This is a genomic window from Serratia entomophila (genome assembly GCF_021462285.1).
Classification (GTDB): Bacteria; Pseudomonadota; Gammaproteobacteria; order Enterobacterales; family Enterobacteriaceae; genus Serratia; species Serratia entomophila.
On the sequence record NZ_CP082787.1, the window covers coordinates 4,630,607 to 4,647,612 of the forward strand.

Genomic DNA, 17,006 nt, shown 5'->3' on the forward strand with positions numbered 1-17,006 from the left:
CTCTGCGTTGTCAGATTTGAACATAGTCCCGCTATGTTCTTCATCTTCCGCCTTGATAGCGGGCTTTTGGGTCTGCGACGATGCCACGAACAATGATGGGACACAGTCTTAAGCCTCGCCCAGATAGGCCCGGATGACGTCCGGGTTGTTGCGGATTTCGGCCGGCGTGCCCTGCGCCAGCGGCGTGCCCTGATTCACCACGTAGATGCGGTCCGAAATGCCCATCACCAGCTTCATGTCGTGCTCAATCAGCAGTACCGAAACCTGATGCCGGTCGCGCAGTTCGACGATCAAATGGTCCAGCTCGTCGGTTTCTTTCGGGTTCAGGCCGGCGGCCGGTTCGTCGAGCATCAGCAGCTCCGGGCGGGTCACCATGCAGCGGGCGATCTCCAGCCGCCGCTGCTGGCCATAGGCCAGGTTGCCCGCCGAGCGGTTGGCCATCTCCAGCAGGCCGACGCGCTCCAGCCACACCGCCGCACGCTCCAGCGCATCGGCTTCGGCGCGGCGGAAGGCCGGGGTTTTCAACAGCCCGGCGAACAGGCCGCTTTTCAGATGCTGATGCTGCGCCACCAGCAGGTTCTCAATCACCGTCATTTCGCGGAACAGCCGCACATGCTGGAAGGTGCGCACCACGCCCATGCGGGCGATGGCCTGCCCCGCCAGCCCTTCAAGGTGGCGATCGCGCAGCCTGATGGTGCCGCCGGTCGGGCGATAAAAACCGGTCAGGCAGTTGAACACCGTGGTCTTGCCGGCGCCGTTCGGGCCGATCAGCGAGACTATCTCGCCTTCGTTCAGCTGCAGCGCCACGTTGTTGACCGCCAGCAGGCCGCCGAAGCGCATCGACAGCCCTTCGACCTGCAGTAAAGGTTGTGCGCTCATGCCTGTTCCCCCTTGCCTGGGTGAATATCCGCCGCCTTCAGCTTGAGCTGCGGCCGTTTCATCGGCAGCAGGCCCTGCGGCCGCCAGATCATCATCAGCACCATCAGCGCGCCCAGCAGCAGCATGCTGTACTCGTTCAGATCGCGCATCATCTCACGCGACACCACCAGCAGGATCGCCGCCAGGATCACCGCGAACTGCGATCCCATGCCCCCCAGCACCACGATCGCCAGCACGAAGGCCGACTCGACGAAGGTAAAGGATTCCGGGCTGACAAAGCCTTGCCGTGCGGCGAACAGCGTGCCGGCAAAGCCGGCGAAGGCGGCGCTGATGGTAAAGGCGGTCAGCTTGATGCGGGTTGGGCTAAGGCCCAGCGAACGGCAGGCGATCTCGTCTTCGCGCAGCGCTTCCCAGGCGCGCCCCAGCGGCATGCGCAGCAGGCGGTTGATGACGAACAGCGTCAGCACCACCAGCAGCAGCGCCACCAGGTACAGGAACACGATGCGATCGCTCGGATCGTATTGCAGGCCAAAGAAGTTGTGGAAGGTGTCCCAACCGCCGTCGCGCGCGCTGCGGTTAAACTCCAGGCCGAAGAAGGTCGGTTTCGGGATCTGGCTGATGCCGTTCGGCCCGCCGGTGATCTCGGTGTTGTTCAGCAGCAGAATGCGCACGATCTCGCCGAAGCCGAGCGTGACGATCGCCAGGTAATCGCCGCGCAGCCGCAGCACCGGGAAACCGAGCAGAAAGCCGAAAGCGGCGGTGACGATGCCCGCCAGCGGCAGGCTTTCCCAGAAGCCGAGGCCGTAATAGTGGTTCAGCAGCGCATAGGTGTAGGCGCCGATGGCGTAAAAGCCGCCGTAACCCAGCACCAGCAGGCCGGACAGCCCGACCACCACGTTCAGGCCGAGGCCCAGCATCACGTAGATCAGCGTCAGGGTGGCGATATCCACCGTGCCGCGCGACACCAGGAATGGCCAGGCGACCGCCGCGACGAGAAGCAGAACCGCCAGCAGCTTTTGCCGCGGCGTGGTGCCGTCAAAGCTCGGCAGCACAAAGGCGGGGCCGGAGATTTTTTTCAGCCCCTGCTGCATCAGCGGGCGCAGCAGCTGGAAGAAAAACACGATGACGCAGCCGATGCCGATCCACATCCAGCGCACTTCCGCCGCGCCGTGCACCACCAGTTTGGTGCCGTCCAGGCTGAGTTGCATGCCCATCAGGAACGACGCCATCACGAACAGCACCGCGGTGGCGATCAGCGCATTAAGCAGATTGAGTTTCATACCTTCTCAACCTCCGGGCGCCCAAGAATGCCGGTCGGCATGATCAGCAGCACCACAATCAGCAGGGCGAACGACACTACGTCTTTATATTCGGTGCTCAGATAGGCCGAGGTCAGCGCCTCCGCCACGCCCAGCACCAGGCCGCCGATCATCGCGCCGGGGATGCTGCCGATGCCGCCCAACACCGCGGCGGTGAAGGCTTTCATGCCGGCCATAAAGCCGATATAGGGGTTGATGACGCCATAGAACTGGCCGAGCAGCACGCCGGCCACCGCCGCCATCACCGCACCGATCACGAAGGTCAGCGAAATCACCCGGTCGGTGTTGATGCCCAGCAGGCTGGCCATCTTCAGATCTTCCGCACAGGCGCGGCAGGCGCGGCCCATGCGCGAATAGCGAATGAACAGCGTCAGCGCCAGCATCGCCAGGAAGGTGACGACCCAGATGATCAGCTGCATGGTGCTGATGGTGGCGGCAAAGCCGTTGCTTTCGCCCAGCACCCACTGGCCGGTGACCAGGCTGGGTAGCGCCAGATCGCGCGAGCCCTGCGTCAGGCTGACGTAGTTTTGCAGGAATATCGACATGCCGATGGCGGAGATCAGCGCAATCAGGCGCTTGGAGTTGCGCACCGGCTTGTAGGCCACGCGCTCGATGCTCCAGCCGTAGGCGCTGGCCATCACGATCGACACCAGGAAGGCGGCGCCGATCAGCAGCCAACCGACGTCGATGCCGAGCATCATCAGGGCGGCGATAACGATAAAGGAGACATAGCTGCCGATCATGTACACCTCGCCATGGGCGAAGTTGATCATGCCGATGATGCCGTAAACCATGGTGTAACCGATGGCGATCAAGGCATAGGTGCTGCCCAGCGTCACGCCGTTGAACATCTGCTGCAGAAAATAGAGAACCTGCTCTGACATACTCTGACCCTTGGCTGCGAAACCTGAACGCGAATAACGTTCAGGTAAAGGGATACGGGGCCGGCAAGCCGGCCCGCGGGCGCAGCGGACTGCGCCCTACCCTGATGATTATGGCTTATTTAATCGGTGTTGATGTGCCGTTGGCGTGCCACTCGAATACGCCGAATTCGAAGCCTTTCAGGTCGCCCTTGTCATCCCAGCTCAACGGCCCCATCACCGTCTCGACCGGCTTGCCGGTTTTCAAATCCTTGACGATGTCCGCCGGTTCCTGGCTGCCGCTGCGCTCCATGCCGGTAGTCAGCGACTGCAGCGCGGCGTAGGTGGTCCAGACGAACGGGCCGGTCGGGTCCAGCTTCTTGCCCTTCAGCGCGTCGACGATCGGCTGGTTGGCCGGCACCTGATCGTAGCGTTTCGGCAGGGTCACCAGCATGCCTTCAGAGGCGGCGCCGGCGATGTTGGACAGCGAAGAGTTGCCCACGCCTTCCGGCCCCATAAAGCGGGTGGTCAGGCCGGCCTGCTTGGCCTGGCGCAGGATCTGGCCCATTTCCGGGTAGTAACCGCCGAAATAGACGAAGTCGATATTTTCTTTCTTCAGGCGCGCCACCAGGGTGGAGAAGTCTTTATCGCCGGCGGTGATGCCCTCAAACATCGCCACTTCGGTACCCTGTTTTTTCAGGCTGTCGCGCACCGAGCGCGCCAGGCCTTCGCCGTATTGCTGCTTGTCGTGCACCACGGCGATGCGTTTCGGTTTGATTTCACTGAGGATGTATTTAGCGGCGGTCGGGCCCTGATCGGAATCCAGGCCGGTGGTGCGCATGATCATCTTGTAACCGCGGGTGGTCAGATCGGCGTTGGTGGCCGCCGGGGTAATCATGATCACCCCTTCATCTTCATAAATGTCGGATGCCGGCTGGGTGGATGAAGAACACAGGTGGCCGATCACGTAGCGGATGCCGTCGTTGATCACCTTGTTGGCGACCGCGACCGCCTGTTTCGGGTCACAGGCGTCGTCGTATTCCACGCCGACCAGCTTGTCGCCCTTGATGCCGCCTTTGGCGTTGATGTCGGCGATCGCCTGGCGCGCGCCGGTAAACTCCATATCGCCGTACTGCGCCACCGGGCCGGACATCGCCCCAACGATCGCCACCTTGATGTCTTTCGCCATCGCCGAATGGCCGATGGCCATCGCAATACAACCTGCCAGCAACGCCTTACCTGTTGTTAATTTCATCCGCAAATTCCCCATTTGTCGTTGTGAACGTACTTGTTGTGTTTGCCTGCACCTGACCGTTATTTACTGCTTTTATTCATAAGTAATAATGATTTAGGTGTTTTGACGGCAATATTTTCTAATAAGACTTTATTTTTCATATCATTAAACAGGAATTTTCTGCTGCAAATCAACTTCATCAGTCAGAAACAAGCGGTGTAAACAGGATAAAATTCGAATTAAATCTGCGCTGTTTACCCGGAGGCGTAGCGCGTTGTGCTGGTTAACAATCGCTTTACTAACTATTTACTCGGAAAATGACCCATGCAAAAAACATTTTGCGCAGTAATCGTACAGAAAAACTTACACAACGCTCTGCGCAAGATCTATTACACTGTCGGCATCATTTAACTGCGCGGAAATTCTGCATGAAACTGACCATTGAGCGCCTGACCAGCCTCTCCCCGCAAGACCTCATCGACCTCGGTAAAATCTGGCCGCATCAGCAGCCGGAACAATGGCAAAGCTGGCTGAACAACGGCAAAGCGCTGTTCGCCGCCCGTTTTAACGAGCGGCTGCTGGGGGCGGTGAAGGTGGTTTTGCAGGACGAGCAGGCCGAATTGCAGGATCTGCTGGTGCGCGAAGTGACGCGCCGCCGCGGAGTGGGGTTGTATCTGGTGCAGGACACGCAGCGCCAGCTGCCGCAGGTAGCCCACTGGCGGCTGTCGACCGCCGGCCTGGCGCCGCGCCAACGCGGTGAGGTCGACAACTTCATGCGTGCCTGTGGTTTCGCCCCACAGGGCGAACTCTGGCAAAAATGAAACGCCGGCTGGCGGCGCTGTTGCTGATTGCGCTGGCGCTGGCCGCCTGGTGCGGCGGTCGCCAGCAGGCCGTGCGGCTGCAACAGCCCTGGGATCAACAGATCTACGTCTGGCAGCGGGTCTGGACGCCGCAGCACGCCGACGCGCTGGCCCACAGCCGCGGCTTGTTCAGCGAACTGAGAGTGCTGGCGCTGCAGGTACACCCGCGCGAAGGCTGGCGGGAGATTCAGGTCGATATCCCTTTGCTGAAACAGGACGGCCGCCCGCTGTGGCTGGTAGCGCGCCTCGACGGGCAACTGCCGCAGCTGGATACAACCGCCATCATTCAGCGCCTGTTAACGCTGGCGCAACGCTGGCAGGATGCCGGGCTGCAGGTCAGCGGCGTGGAAATCGATCACGACGCCGCCACCGCACGCCTGCCGGATTACCAGAACTTCCTGCATCAACTGCGCCGCCAGCTTCCCGCCTCTTGGCAACTCGGCATTACCGCCTTGCCGGCCTGGATCGGCTCACCGGCGCTGCCCGGCGTGCTGCAACAGGCCGACAGCTCGGTGCTGCAGGTACACGCCGTGCTTTCCCCACGGCAAGGGCTGTTCGACGACGCGCTGGCGCTGCGCTGGGTGCGGCAGTATGCCGCCGTCACGCCGAAGCCGTTCCGCGTCGCGCTGCCCGCCTACGGCATGGGGTTACTGGGATTCGATGCCCAGGGCGCGCAGGTGGAAAGCGAATCGCCGCTGCGCGTGGCGGGCGGCGGGCGCGAACTGACGGTGGCGCCGCAGCAAATTGCCGACTTTCTGCAGCAGTTGGGCAACCAGGCCACGCCGCGGCTGCGCGGCATCATCTGGTTCCGCTTGCCGCTGGCGGACGATCGCCGCGCCTGGTCGCTCGCTACCCTGCGGGCGGTGATCGAGCGACGGCCGTTGACCACAAACTGGCAGGTGAAATTTAGGCCCCTGCCACAGCAAAACGGGCTCTATGACCTGATAATTCACAATAATGGGCCGGTTGACGCCCCGCTGCCTCGGCAGATCGTCATCGCCGCCGGTGGCTGCCTGGCGGCGGATGCGGCGGGCAACTACCGGCTGGAAACCGCACCTCAACAGCAGCGCTTTATCCGCATTGGCGGCGATCAAGTCCGCGCCGGGCAATCCCGGCCGCTGGGTTGGCTGCGCTGCCAACAACTGACGCCAGGAGGCACCCTTGTCACACCTTGATATGCGCGCCATAAGCCACACCCGTCGCTCTCTCCCGTTGGCCGCGCTGATTGGCGCCGCGCTGGCGCTGCCGCTCAACGGTTACGCCTGTGGGCCGGACTTCCCCAATCGCCTGTTGACCGACCGCAACGGCACCCTGCTGTACATGCCGGAAGGCAGCTTCGCCTTTGAGGCCAGCCGCCTGGTGGCGCAGGATAAGCAGCTGCCGCTGTGGCAAGCGCCGCCGCCGGTCACGCCGCCAAAACCGATGCCGCTTTCGCCGGAAACGCTGATCGTCAATAAGATGCGCGCCGCCAAAACTGTCGAAGAGGCCGATGCGGTCAATACTCAGGGGCTGTCCGACGCCGCACGCCTGTATCAACTGGGCGCCGTCGCCTTCGCCGCCGAAGATCCGCGGGCGGCGGAATATTTCCGGCAGGTGCTGGCGCTGCCGGTGGCGGAGCAGGCCGATTGGGGGCTGCGGGCGCAATATTCGCTCGGCAGGCTGCTGATGGGCGATCGCGGCGCGCCGGAACAAGAGGCCGAAGCGCCGGCGGTAAAACACCCGCCGAAAGCGCAGCTTGAGCAGGCGCTGGCGGCGTTCCAACGGGTGATTGAACACGTGAAGGGCGGCGCGGGCGACCCGGACCAGCTGGCGCTGAGCAGCCTCGGCCAACAGGCGCGCATTCATTTGTGGCTGGGCGACGTTGCGCCGGCGGCACAGCTGTACGCTCAGCAGGCGGCGCAGGGCGATCCGGGCGGTGGCCTGTCGCTGCAGTACGTCTCCAGCTATCTGGTCAATCCTGACCATTACGAAACCCTTAAGCGGGCTATCGACAATCCGCTTATTCAGCAGTTGGTCACCATCGAACTGTTCGCCCGCAGCAGCAACCTGCAGCTGGCCGATACCGACGGCAGCGGCAGCCGCCCCGCGCAAATCATCAGCCAGATCCTGACCCTGCTGAACGCTTCGGTGAAGAGCGGCTTCCCCGGCAGCGATCGGCTGGCGGCGCTGGCGTACCGTTCAGGGCAATACCCGATGGCGGCCAGCCTGCTGAAAAACGCCGGCGACAGCGGCCTGGCCTGGTGGCTGCGCGCCAAAATGGCGCTGCGCGACGGCGACGTCAAAGCCGCCACCGCCGCCTACGCCAAGGCGGCAAGCGCCTTCCCCGCCAGCGAAAGCTGGGGCGAACAGCGCAATGCCGACTTTGTCGCGGAAACCATAGTGCCGGAATGCCGGGTAGCCGGAGAACAGGCGATACTGGCGCTGAACCGCGGCGACTACCTGCAGGCGATGGATCTGCTGTATCGCGGCAAGGCGCTCTACTGGGCCGATGTGGCGGACGTCGCCGAGCGGGTGTTGACCCTCGACGAGCTGAAAGGCTTTGTCGACCAGCATGCGCCGGCGCCGGCCGCGCCGCTGAAGCCGGTCGCCCCGGACGAGTACGGCGGCCAGCAAATCACCCCGGAAGTGCAGCTGCGCGAGCTGCTGGCGCGGCGGCTGATGCGCGCCGGGCGCCCTCAGGAAGCACAGGCCTATTTCGATATCCCCAACTACCGCCAGGCGGCGCAGCAGTACGCCGAGACGCTGAAAGCGGCGCAGGATAAAACCGCCAGGCCGCTGGCCCGCGCTGCGGCCTATTATCAGGCCGCGAGCCTGCTGCGCTCACAGGGGCTGGAGTTTACCGGCTACGAGATGACGCCCGACTACGCCATTTATGGCGCCGGCTATTCCTATCTGGGGGATGCGTTCGATACCCGCGAACTGAAACACAAGAGTTGGATCGGCAACGCGGAAGCGGCGCGCGCCAAGGCGGCGCTGCCGCCGCAGGACAACCGCTTCCTGCACTATCGTTGGCAAGCGGTCGATCTGGCCCAGCAGGCGGCCAATCTGCTGCCGCCGAAGAGCCAGGCCTACGCCGCAGTGTTGTGCAACGCCGCCAGCTGGGTGATTAAGCGCGACGCCAAAACCGGCCAGGCGCTGTACCAACGCTACATCAACACCGGCACCCGCTACGATTGGGCCAGCAAGTTCGGCTATGACTGCCCGGCGCCGGACTTCGCCGCCGTCACGCCATAGCGGCGAATTGCAGGCACAAAAAAGCCCGGCTCGCCGGGCTTTTCTCTTTATGAATAAACTTAGGCTTCGATCGCCATTTTCAGCTTTTTCATGGCGTTCTTTTCCAGCTGGCGCACGCGCTCGGCGGAAACGCCGTACCGATCGGCCAGTTCCTGCAGCGTGGACTTGTTGTCGTCGTCCAGCCAGCGGGCGCGAATGATATGCTGGCTGCGCTCGTCCAGACCTTCCAGCGCATAGGCCAGTTTGTCTGCGGCGTTGCTTTCCCAGTTATCTTCCTCGATGCCTTCGGCGAAATCGGAGCTTTTATCCTGCAGATACAGCACCGGCGCCATCGACTGACCGTCGCGGGCTTCGTCGTCCGGGGTCGGGTCAAAGGTCATGTCCTGCGCCGCCATGCGGGACTCCATCTCGCGCACGTCTTTACTGGTCACACCCAACTCGCGGGCCACCAGTTCTACTTCGTCCTGATTGAACCAGCCCAGACGCTGCTTGGTTTTGCGCAGGTTAAAGAACAGCTTGCGCTGCGCCTTGGTGGTGGCAACCTTGACGATGCGCCAGTTGCGCAGCACGTATTCGTGAATTTCCGCCTTAATCCAATGCACCGCAAAGGACACCAGACGCACGCCAACCTCCGGGTTGAAACGGCGAACGGCTTTCATCAGGCCGATATTACCTTCCTGGATCAGGTCCGCCTGCGGCAGACCATAGCCTGAATAGTTGCGGGCAATATGAGCGACAAAGCGCAGGTGAGACAGGATTAGCTGCTTAGCTGCTTCCAGATCGCCCTGATAATGCAGCCGTTCAGCCAGCTCCCGCTCTTCCTCTGCCGTCAGCATCGGATAGGCGTTGGCTGCCCGGATATAGGCTTCCAAGCTACCTTGGGGTACTAAGGCTAAAGTTTGCATTTCTTTGGTCATTCAAACCCTCTCTATGAGAAACAGATCATGCAGGTGATAATTTACAGCGGGGAAATAATTGATTCTACGGCAGTTGCTGTTGCAAAAGCGGTTCCACACGCCGGGCACCTTAACATTTGCTGCAATTTTGGACCCTGTTCCGCCCTAAAAGTTCACTGTTTTTTCGACACCATTGGGCAATGACAATACGTGACGAAGATGCAGGGCGATAGGGAATTTGTGCGCAAAGAAGAAGAGAACGGTGCTCGCTGTGCCCTAAGGCAGCTCTTCTTCCGCAACACGTTCAGAGCAGCAGAAGAAGAGTATACCAAAAAAATTTTATTGTGGTGTAAATCGGCGTAAATGTTGCACCGTCGCCAGCCAGGCGGCGATCCAGCCGATCATCGCGGAGATGAGCAGCAGCAGCAGCGCCTCGTCCCAGCCCAGGCCATGCAGCGTAAAGGTGGTGCCGAACACCTTGGCCACGTCGGTCACGACCGACTCCAGCTTCCACACCAGCGCCCCGGACAGCACCAGCGACAGCAGCGCGCCGGTAAAGCCGAGCATCGCGCCGCCGTTGAGGAACGGCCGCAGGATAAAGCCGTCGGTGGCGCCGATCAGCTTCATGACGTTGATGGTATCGCGGCGGCTGAAGATGCTCAGGCGCACGCTGTTACCGATCACCAGGAACACCGCCACCACCATCAGCACGCCGATGATCGCCGCAACCTGGCCCACCAGCCCGGTCAGCGCCGCCAGGCGAGCAAACCAGCTGTCATCCATGCGCACTTCGCCCACGCCCTGCACCGCCGCCACGCGATCGCGCAGGGTGTTGAGGGTTTCGGAACTCTGGAAGCTCAGCTTCGGCGTGATAATTGCCACCGCCGGCAGCGGGTTCTCTTCCAGCATGTCCAGCGCGCCGCCGAAGCCTGACCAGTTGCGGAACTCGCCCCGGGCCTCTTCGCGCGACAGGTAATTCACCTTCTCCACGCCGGCCTCCGCCTTGATGGCGTCGAGCACTTTCACCGCGGCGTCGTCGTCCAGCGACTTGTCCAGGTAGACCGTCAGCTGCGGCGTCGGGTACCACTGGGTGGCCGCGGTGCTGACGTTTTTCCACACGATGTAGCACAGGCTCGGCAGCGTCAGGGAGATGGCGATCACCATCACCGTCAGCAGCGTCGCCAACGGCTGGCGCAGCATATCCTTGATGGCGTTCGCCCAGGCGTAACGCCACTGTTCGCGCCAGCCGCCGCGCAGCGCCTTGCTCTTGGCGGTTTTTGCATTATTCGCCATGGTGCGCTCCTCCCAGCATGCGGCCCTGGCTCAGCGTCAGGATACGGTAATTGCGGCGGGCGATCAGCCCGGTGTCGTGGGTCGCCATCAGTACGGTGACGCCGACGCGGTTAAACTCTTCAAACAGGCGCAGGATGCCTTCCGACAGCGCGTCATCCAGGTTGCCGGTCGGTTCATCCGCCAGCAGCACCGCCGGTTTGTTCACCACCGCGCGGGCGATACCCACGCGCTGCTGCTCACCGCCGGACAGCTGGATCGGGAAGTTTTTCGCTTTATCCAGCAGCCCGACTTTGTCCAGCGCGGCGGAAACGCGGCGGCGGATGTCTTCGGTGCTGGCGCCGGCGATAATCAACGGCATCGCCACGTTGTCATACACCGTGCGGTCCAGCAGCAGGTGGTGATCCTGGAAAATCATGCCGATCTGACGGCGCAGGAACGGCACCTCGCCGTTTTTCAGGCGGCTGATGTCGTGGCCGCCAAACCAGATATGGCCGGCGCTGGGCCGTTCAATGCCGCAAATCAGTTTCAGCAGGGTACTTTTACCCGCGCCGGAATGGCCGGTCAGAAACGCCATCTCCGCCGGGCGCAGATGGAAATCTACCCCCTGCAGCGCCTGTCGTCCGCCCAGATAAGCTTTACTGACCTGTTCAAAGCGAATCATCCGTATTAATCCTCTCGGGCAAAAAGTGCCTCAATAAAATCGTCGGCCTTAAACGGCCGCAAATCTTCGATGCCTTCCCCGACGCCAATATAGCGAATCGGGATACCGAACTGATCGGCGATGGCGAAGATCACCCCGCCCTTGGCGGTACCGTCCAGTTTAGTCAGCGTGATGCCGGTTAAGCCCACCGCTTCATTAAACAATTTCGCCTGGCTGACAGCATTCTGTCCGGTGCTGGCATCAAGAGTCAGCATAACCTCATGGGGGGCCTGGTCGTCCAGTTTTTTCATGACGCGGACGATCTTCTTCAGCTCTTCCATCAGGTGCGCCTTGTTCTGCAGGCGGCCGGCGGTGTCGGCGATCAGCACGTCAACGCCGCGCGCCTTGGCGGCCTGCACCGCATCGAAGATCACCGAAGCGGAGTCCGCGCCGGTATGCTGCGCCACCACCGGGATGCGGTTGCGTTCGCCCCATACCTGCAGCTGCTCGACCGCCGCCGCGCGGAAGGTATCGCCCGCAGCGAGCATGACCGATTTGCCTTCGGCCTGGAACTGGCGCGCCAGCTTGCCGATGGTGGTGGTCTTGCCTACGCCGTTGACGCCCACCATCAGGATGACATACGGGGTTTTGCCGCCAACATCCAGCGGCTGGTCAACTTTGGCCAAAATTTCAGACATTTCCTCCTTCAGCTTGCCGTACAGCGCTTCGGCGTCTTTCAGCTGCTTGCGGCTGGCGTGCTGGGTCAGGGAGGTAATGATTTTACGCGTGGTTTCCACGCCGACGTCGGCGATCAGCAGCTGCTCTTCCAGCTCGTCAAACAGATCGTCGTCGATCTTTTTGCCGCGGAACAGGCCGATAAAACCGGAGCCGAGGTTCTGCTTGGTCTTCACCAGGCTGCGCTTCAGGCGGGCGAAGAAACCTTCTTTGGTCGGGCGCTCCTGTTCCTGAGTCACGGCCGGGGCCGCCAGCGCCGCAGAGCCTTCTGTCTCTTCTTCTTCCTCTTCTTCTGCTTCTGCCGGGGCAACAATCACCGGCTCCAGCGCTACGCTGGCAGGCAAAATTTCTGGCTCTGGCTCTGGCTCTGGCTCTGGCTCTGGCTCTGGCTCTGGCTCTGGCTCTGGCTCTGGCTCTGGCTCTGGCTCTGGCTCTGGCTCTGGCTCTGCAATAACCTCGATCGCTTCAGGTTCGGCCGCAACCGCTTCAGGCTCGGCCACCCGGGCTGGTTCCGGTTCGGCAACGGCCTGCGGTTCGACAACGCGTTCAGGTTCTGGCTCGGCAACGGGTTCAGCGATCGCGTCCGCCGCCGGGTGTTCGGCCAGCGCCGGCACGCTTTCCGCAATCTGCTCGCCGGTCAGGCTGCTGTCCCATTCCCCTGGGGTGTCAACGGAGGCGGCAGGTTCAGATTCCTGGGCGGGGAGCTTGTCGTCCAGCTTGGGAGCCGCCGGTTCAGCCGGTGTCTCCACGGCCTGATTTTCCGTCTGTTCTACCGACGGCTCAGGTTGCTGTTGCTCTTCTTCCTTCTGGCCGAAGCCCAGCCAGGAGAAAAACCCACGTTTCTTATCTTTTGCCATGTTATGACTCTACTCCGTACCTAAGGCGTGTTTATGCTGCCAATAAAGTGCCGAGTCTATCACTTTCCCTCGCGCAGCAACACGCATCCGGCATGCTTTCCGGTGTGAAATCAGGCAACAAAGTTTTACCGTTCCCCCCGAGGCCCGTCACCGGTAGAATAGGGGCAACTTTTCGTTAACCTGTGCGGCCGCGCGCCGCAGAAAGAAATCAAATACGGCTTATGACAAGACTATCGCCACGGGCGTCGGCAAAAAAACCGTCTCAGGCTGCGGCCGGGCAGATCCGCATCATTGGCGGCCAATGGCGCGGGCGCAAGCTGCCGGTGCCGAACAGCCCGGGGCTGCGCCCGACCACCGATCGGGTGCGTGAAACCCTGTTCAACTGGCTGGCGCCGGTGATCCAGGGGGCGCGCTGCCTGGACTGTTTTGCCGGCAGCGGCGCGCTGGGGCTGGAAGCGCTGTCGCGCTACGCCGGCAGCGCCACGCTGTTGGAATATGAACGCCCGGTGGCGCAGCAGCTGGAAAAAAACCTGGCGCTGCTGCAGGGCAAAGGCAGCGTTATCAATACCAATACGCTGAACTGGCTGGCCGGCAGCGGCGAACCGTTCGACGTGGTGTTCCTCGATCCGCCGTTCCGCAAGGGGCTGCTGGCCGAAACCGTCGCACTGCTGGAACAGCAGGGCTGGCTGGCCGATGAAGCCTGGATTTACGTAGAAGCCGAAGCGGAAAGCGCCGCGGCCGATGTGCCGGCCAACTGGCAGTTGCACCGCGAGAAAGTCGCCGGTCAGGTGGCTTACCGTCTTTATATCCGTTCGCAAGAGAAAACCAATCATGCTGATTAATCTGGGCCGCCTGCTGATGCTGTGCGTGTGGGGCTTCCTGCTCTCCAACCTGTTCCACCCTTTTCCCAAGCCGCTGAAGTATTTCATCGACGTGGCGCTGTTCTTTATGGTGGTGATGCACGGCCTGCAGCTGGTGCTGCTGAAATCCACCCAGCCGAAAGATCAGCCGATCAGCTACTGGCAGGAAGCCAAGATCTTCGTTTTTGGCGTGTTTGAGCTGCTGGCCTGGCAGAAAAAGCAGCCGCCGATCAAAAAGAAATAGCCTATTGCGGCGCCGGCTGAGCGGTAAAGGAGAGGTAGCGGCTACCCTGCATGCTCAGCGTACCCTGCGCGCCCTTTTCGATCGGATTGTACTGCCACTGCTTCAGCCGCAGCAGGATCTCTTCACCGCCGTCCAACGGGCTGAACACCACTTCATAGCGCATGGGTTCGTTGACCAACGGCTCGCGCTGCGGAGCGCGGGTCTTGGCGACCGGAAACTCGCGCTTGTCGCTCACCTTAACCTGCAGGCTGCGAACCGGCGCGCGGTCGTTTTCCGCCTCCAGCCGGCGCTGGTTGAAATAGCGGTGCGTCGCCAACACGGCGATCAGCGCGACCACGGCGATAAAAAACAGCGGCGGTTTGCTCATCTTAATTTCCATTCCATTCACGGATAAATCAGCGTAAACATAGCATTCTCAAGAAAGCATTGTCGATTGCAGGCAGGCTACCTACACTGCAATGAAGAAGTGACGTTGGTGACAATTTGGAGCCGATCGCTGCGGTTCCCCTCATGAATAAGGAAGACATATGAGTTGGCCGTTCCTTGCCGTATTCTTTTCCGGCTGGCTGTTCGTCGACGCCTCCTACCGGGGGCCTCGCTGGCAGCGCTGGGTATTCAAACCCGTAACCCTGCTGTTGCTGCTGCTGTTAGCCTGGCAGGCGCCGGTGCTCGGCCCCGCCGGCTATTTGATCGTGCTCGGCCTGCTGGCGACGCTGATCGCCGATGCCCTGCTGTTGCTGCCCCGCGAGCGGGTGCTGTATGCGATCGGCGCGTTTTTCCTTTCCCATCTGCTTTACACCCTGAGCTTCGCCAGCCAGATGACCTTCAGCCTGTTCTGGCCGCTGCCGCTGGCGCTGCTGGTGATTGGCCTGCTGTTGCTGGCCACTATCTGGACGCGGCTGGAGGAAATGCGCTGGCCGGTCGCCACCTACGTGGCGATGACCCTGCTGATGGTCTGGCTGGCGGGTGAACAATATTTCATGCGCAGCACCGATTTCGGCTTCTCGCTGCTGGCGGGCACCTCACTGCTGCTGCTGGCCAACGTGGTGTGGTTGATTAACCGCTATCGCTTCACCTTCCGCGCGGCCGATGCCCTGGTGGCGTTTTGCTATTTCTCCGGCCACTTCCTGATTGTGCGTTCGCTGTATTTGTAAAAAGGCTGCGGGTTCGGGCCGCCGAACCCGTTTACGCTAGGCCAATGCCCGCAGCGTCAGGCCGTCATCGGCGCTAAGCTGGTTGCGGTACACCTCGCCGTCGCGCGAAAAGAACGCCAGCGTGCTGCCGTCCGCCTGCAGCAGGGCAATGCCGTCCGGCGCCGGACGCCAGCCGACCACCTCGGCCGCGAACAGGCTTTTCAGACAGCGCTGCTTATCCACCAGTTGATAACCGTTGGTTTCACTCTGCTCGCTGGCCAGAAATTCGATCCGGCACTGCTGCTCGCGATCGGCAACCTGCCATTGCCCCGCCAGCGACTGCGCGGTGGGAAGAACCAGACTGCCGGCCATCACTGCCCCCGTTACCATCATGCCGCCCGCCGTCAGGGCGGTGCGCGTTAAAGTGCTTTTCATCTTCGGCTCCCGCATAACGCCCGGCCGAACCGCGCCGGGCGTTACAACCCGTTGCGTTACACGATAAAGTCGGTGGCGACGTCTACCTGACCGACAATTTTCACCAGGAAGTCCGGCGCCTGATGGCCGCCGATATTCAGCGCCAAATCGCTGACGTTGTTTGATGCATTGTAAGACAGCAAGGCTTCGCCCGCCGCGCCGCTGAAGTGATCGACGAAGTGGATCTGATCGCTGGCCGGTGCCCCCTTGTTGAAGTACGACAGGTCAATCTTGTCGACGCCTTTCTGGAAGTCGCGGATCCAGTCCGATGCGCCCGGTGCGGAATCGCTGGCGGCGGAGAACACGAAGGTGTCCTTGCCGGCCCCGCCCCACAGTTCGTCCGCCCCGCCGCCGCCGAACAGCACGTCGTTGCCCGCACCGCCTTTCAGCACGTTGTTGGCCGCGTTGCCGACGATAACGTCATCGCCTGAACCGCCGATGGCGTTCTCAATGGTGACGCCTGCGGCGATCGACACGTTGCCCTTCAGCCCGCCCACGTCGGAGAACGACTTCTCGTTCAGGTTGATACGCTGATTCGCCGTGTAACCGGAGAAGTCGAAGGTGTCGTTGCCGCCCGCATCCCAGGCCGCAAAGATCACTTTCTGCGCGTTGCTGGTGGTGCTGAGGAAGTCACGGCCGGTATTGGAGTTGAAGCCGTACACTGTGTCGCCGGTGCGGGTGGAGAGGTTCGCGCCATACAGATGCTGAATGGCGGAAATGTCATCCAGCAGCGGAGCTGCAGCGTAGTGGCCGCCGTTGTCGCCGCCGGTATTGGTTTCACTCCAGTAGCTCATCAGGCTGAACTCGCGGGTGTCTTCTGCATAGCTGGCGTCGTTGTAGGTCGGGTTGCCCTCACCGGCGTTGTAGTCGCCCGGGTGGCTCAGGCCCAGCGCATGGCCAATCTCGTGGGTGAAGGTCTGGCGGCCGTAGTCTTCGGATGCCGGATGCTTCACGTTGGATTGGTTGACGTTGTACCAGGTCTGGCCGCCCAGATCCTGGCCCTGATAAATGGTGTTCGGCAGGAAGGCATAGGCCTGGGTGCCGTAATCGTAATGGCCGGGACGATCCTGGCTGTAGTTACCGAAGGTGATGTTGGCCTTCTGATTGGCAGCCACTTCGGTGAAGGTGATATTGGCCACATCGGACCAGGACTGCAGCGACAGTTTGGCCTGCTGCTGCTGTTCCGCGCTGAACTTGCTCAGCCCGGTGTCGCCGGCGACGTTGGTGGAAGAGAACTTATAGTCCGGGAAGGAAAACGTTAATTTGACCGGCTGGCCAAAAACTTTATAACCATTCCAGGTTTGGTTCTCACGGGTAATAAACAGCCCAGCTTGTTCGGTAGAAAATGAGTCCTTGCCATTAACCTGGATCCCATTACCGCGCTCGTGGTAATGCAACAGATCGTCTACTGCATCGTAGCCGGTGGTTGCAGCCGCAAGACTGGATTCAGTAACTTCAATTGCCTTTTTAGTAGATTGCATTGGTTCG

General features: G+C 61.4%; 17 protein-coding genes. 6 read left to right on the plus strand and 11 right to left on the minus strand.

All coding sequences use genetic code 11. From position 1 onward, the window contains the following. Positions 1–108: 108 nt before the first annotated feature. The 4 genes from livG to KHA73_RS22210 form a co-directional block, all read right to left on the minus strand. Positions 109–879, minus strand: coding sequence for a high-affinity branched-chain amino acid ABC transporter ATP-binding protein LivG (gene livG, locus KHA73_RS22195; protein ID WP_234586775.1), 771 nt, complete (start codon positions 877–879; stop codon positions 109–111). Beyond that, positions 876–2,159, minus strand: coding sequence for a high-affinity branched-chain amino acid ABC transporter permease LivM (locus tag KHA73_RS22200; protein WP_234586776.1), 1,284 nt, complete (start codon positions 2,157–2,159; stop codon positions 876–878). Before KHA73_RS22200 ends, livG begins: the two co-directional genes overlap by 4 nt. Then, on the minus strand, positions 2,156–3,082 hold the full coding sequence (livH, locus tag KHA73_RS22205; protein ID WP_234586777.1) for a high-affinity branched-chain amino acid ABC transporter permease LivH: 927 nt from the start codon (positions 3,080–3,082) through the stop codon (positions 2,156–2,158). Before livH ends, KHA73_RS22200 begins: the two co-directional genes overlap by 4 nt. 115 nt (positions 3,083–3,197) lie before the next feature. After that, on the minus strand, positions 3,198–4,313 hold the full coding sequence (locus tag KHA73_RS22210; RefSeq protein WP_234586779.1) for a branched-chain amino acid ABC transporter substrate-binding protein: 1,116 nt from the start codon (positions 4,311–4,313) through the stop codon (positions 3,198–3,200). Between the two features lie 407 nt (positions 4,314–4,720). On the opposite strand from KHA73_RS22210, the gene panM reads away from it, so the two are divergent. From panM to KHA73_RS22225, 3 genes are read left to right on the plus strand one after another with little or no spacing between them, the layout of a single operon-like run. Beyond that, positions 4,721–5,113, plus strand: a complete 393-nt coding sequence (gene panM, locus KHA73_RS22215; protein ID WP_234586781.1) for an aspartate 1-decarboxylase autocleavage activator PanM — start codon at positions 4,721–4,723, stop codon at positions 5,111–5,113. Beyond that, positions 5,110–6,327 carry a DUF3142 domain-containing protein gene (locus tag KHA73_RS22220; RefSeq protein WP_234586783.1) on the plus strand — a complete coding sequence of 406 codons (1,218 nt, stop codon included), beginning with the start codon at positions 5,110–5,112 and terminating at the stop codon, positions 6,325–6,327. The genes panM and KHA73_RS22220 overlap by 4 nt, the downstream gene beginning before the upstream one ends. Before the next feature lies 1 nt (position 6,328). Continuing rightward, on the plus strand, positions 6,329–8,386 hold the full coding sequence (locus tag KHA73_RS22225) for a hypothetical protein (protein ID WP_234591366.1): 2,058 nt from the start codon (positions 6,329–6,331) through the stop codon (positions 8,384–8,386). Between the two features lie 59 nt (positions 8,387–8,445). Here the strand turns inward: KHA73_RS22225 and rpoH are convergent, their stop codons facing one another. From rpoH to ftsY, 4 genes are all read right to left on the minus strand, one after another. Continuing rightward, entirely contained in the window at positions 8,446–9,303 is an 858-nt protein-coding gene (gene rpoH / locus KHA73_RS22230) for an RNA polymerase sigma factor RpoH (protein ID WP_061798778.1), read from the minus strand. Between the two features lie 318 nt (positions 9,304–9,621). After that, complete coding sequence (ftsX, locus tag KHA73_RS22235; RefSeq protein WP_234586785.1) at positions 9,622–10,575, minus strand: permease-like cell division protein FtsX; 954 nt, start codon at positions 10,573–10,575, stop codon at positions 9,622–9,624. Next, positions 10,565–11,236 carry a cell division ATP-binding protein FtsE gene (ftsE, locus tag KHA73_RS22240; RefSeq protein WP_061798780.1) on the minus strand — a complete coding sequence of 224 codons (672 nt, stop codon included), beginning with the start codon at positions 11,234–11,236 and terminating at the stop codon, positions 10,565–10,567. The genes ftsX and ftsE overlap by 11 nt, the downstream gene beginning before the upstream one ends. 5 nt (positions 11,237–11,241) lie before the next feature. After that, positions 11,242–12,807 carry a signal recognition particle-docking protein FtsY gene (gene ftsY, locus KHA73_RS22245; RefSeq protein WP_234586786.1) on the minus strand — a complete coding sequence of 522 codons (1,566 nt, stop codon included), beginning with the start codon at positions 12,805–12,807 and terminating at the stop codon, positions 11,242–11,244. Positions 12,808–13,028: 221 nt separating this feature from the next. On the opposite strand from ftsY, the gene rsmD reads away from it, so the two are divergent. Next, on the plus strand, positions 13,029–13,649 hold the full coding sequence (rsmD, locus tag KHA73_RS22250; protein WP_234586788.1) for a 16S rRNA (guanine(966)-N(2))-methyltransferase: 621 nt from the start codon (positions 13,029–13,031) through the stop codon (positions 13,647–13,649). Continuing rightward, a complete protein-coding gene (locus KHA73_RS22255; protein WP_061798784.1) occupies positions 13,639–13,911 on the plus strand; it encodes a DUF1145 family protein in 273 nt (90 codons plus the stop codon). The genes rsmD and KHA73_RS22255 overlap by 11 nt, the downstream gene beginning before the upstream one ends. 1 nt (position 13,912) lies before the next feature. On the opposite strand, the gene KHA73_RS22260 is transcribed toward KHA73_RS22255, so the two are convergent. Further along, on the minus strand, positions 13,913–14,278 hold the full coding sequence (locus KHA73_RS22260; RefSeq protein WP_234586790.1) for a DUF2500 domain-containing protein: 366 nt from the start codon (positions 14,276–14,278) through the stop codon (positions 13,913–13,915). Positions 14,279–14,438: 160 nt separating this feature from the next. Here KHA73_RS22260 and KHA73_RS22265 point away from each other — a divergent pair, with 160 nt between their 5' ends. Beyond that, positions 14,439–15,065, plus strand: a complete 627-nt coding sequence (locus tag KHA73_RS22265) for a lysoplasmalogenase (protein ID WP_234586792.1) — start codon at positions 14,439–14,441, stop codon at positions 15,063–15,065. A gap of 36 nt (positions 15,066–15,101) precedes the next feature. On the opposite strand, the gene KHA73_RS22270 is transcribed toward KHA73_RS22265, so the two are convergent. Continuing rightward, positions 15,102–15,479, minus strand: a complete 378-nt coding sequence (locus tag KHA73_RS22270; protein WP_234586794.1) for an AprI/Inh family metalloprotease inhibitor — start codon at positions 15,477–15,479, stop codon at positions 15,102–15,104. Positions 15,480–15,535: 56 nt separating this feature from the next. After that, positions 15,536–16,999, minus strand: coding sequence for a serralysin family metalloprotease (locus tag KHA73_RS22275; protein ID WP_234586796.1), 1,464 nt, complete (start codon positions 16,997–16,999; stop codon positions 15,536–15,538). Positions 17,000–17,006 lie beyond the last annotated feature (7 nt).

Bases quoted from the DNA above. Each gene is read 5' to 3' on its own strand.
- livG (WP_234586775.1), bottom strand. From the start codon at position 879: ATGAGCGCACAACCTTTACTGCAGGTCGAAGGGCTGTCGATGCGCTTC.
- KHA73_RS22200 (WP_234586776.1), bottom strand. From the start codon at position 2,159: ATGAAACTCAATCTGCTTAATGCGCTGATCGCCACCGCGGTGCTGTTC.
- livH (WP_234586777.1), bottom strand. From the start codon at position 3,082: ATGTCAGAGCAGGTTCTCTATTTTCTGCAGCAGATGTTCAACGGCGTG.
- KHA73_RS22210 (WP_234586779.1), bottom strand. From the start codon at position 4,313: ATGAAATTAACAACAGGTAAGGCGTTGCTGGCAGGTTGTATTGCGATG.
- panM (WP_234586781.1), top strand. From the start codon at position 4,721: ATGAAACTGACCATTGAGCGCCTGACCAGCCTCTCCCCGCAAGACCTC.
- KHA73_RS22220 (WP_234586783.1), top strand. From the start codon at position 5,110: ATGAAACGCCGGCTGGCGGCGCTGTTGCTGATTGCGCTGGCGCTGGCC.
- KHA73_RS22225 (WP_234591366.1), top strand. From the start codon at position 6,329: ATGCGCGCCATAAGCCACACCCGTCGCTCTCTCCCGTTGGCCGCGCTG.
- rpoH (WP_061798778.1), bottom strand. From the start codon at position 9,303: ATGACCAAAGAAATGCAAACTTTAGCCTTAGTACCCCAAGGTAGCTTG.
- ftsX (WP_234586785.1), bottom strand. From the start codon at position 10,575: ATGGCGAATAATGCAAAAACCGCCAAGAGCAAGGCGCTGCGCGGCGGC.
- ftsE (WP_061798780.1), bottom strand. From the start codon at position 11,236: ATGATTCGCTTTGAACAGGTCAGTAAAGCTTATCTGGGCGGACGACAG.
- ftsY (WP_234586786.1), bottom strand. From the start codon at position 12,807: ATGGCAAAAGATAAGAAACGTGGGTTTTTCTCCTGGCTGGGCTTCGGC.
- rsmD (WP_234586788.1), top strand. From the start codon at position 13,029: ATGACAAGACTATCGCCACGGGCGTCGGCAAAAAAACCGTCTCAGGCT.
- KHA73_RS22255 (WP_061798784.1), top strand. From the start codon at position 13,639: ATGCTGATTAATCTGGGCCGCCTGCTGATGCTGTGCGTGTGGGGCTTC.
- KHA73_RS22260 (WP_234586790.1), bottom strand. From the start codon at position 14,278: ATGAGCAAACCGCCGCTGTTTTTTATCGCCGTGGTCGCGCTGATCGCC.
- KHA73_RS22265 (WP_234586792.1), top strand. From the start codon at position 14,439: ATGAGTTGGCCGTTCCTTGCCGTATTCTTTTCCGGCTGGCTGTTCGTC.
- KHA73_RS22270 (WP_234586794.1), bottom strand. From the start codon at position 15,479: ATGAAAAGCACTTTAACGCGCACCGCCCTGACGGCGGGCGGCATGATG.
- KHA73_RS22275 (WP_234586796.1), bottom strand. From the start codon at position 16,999: ATGCAATCTACTAAAAAGGCAATTGAAGTTACTGAATCCAGTCTTGCG.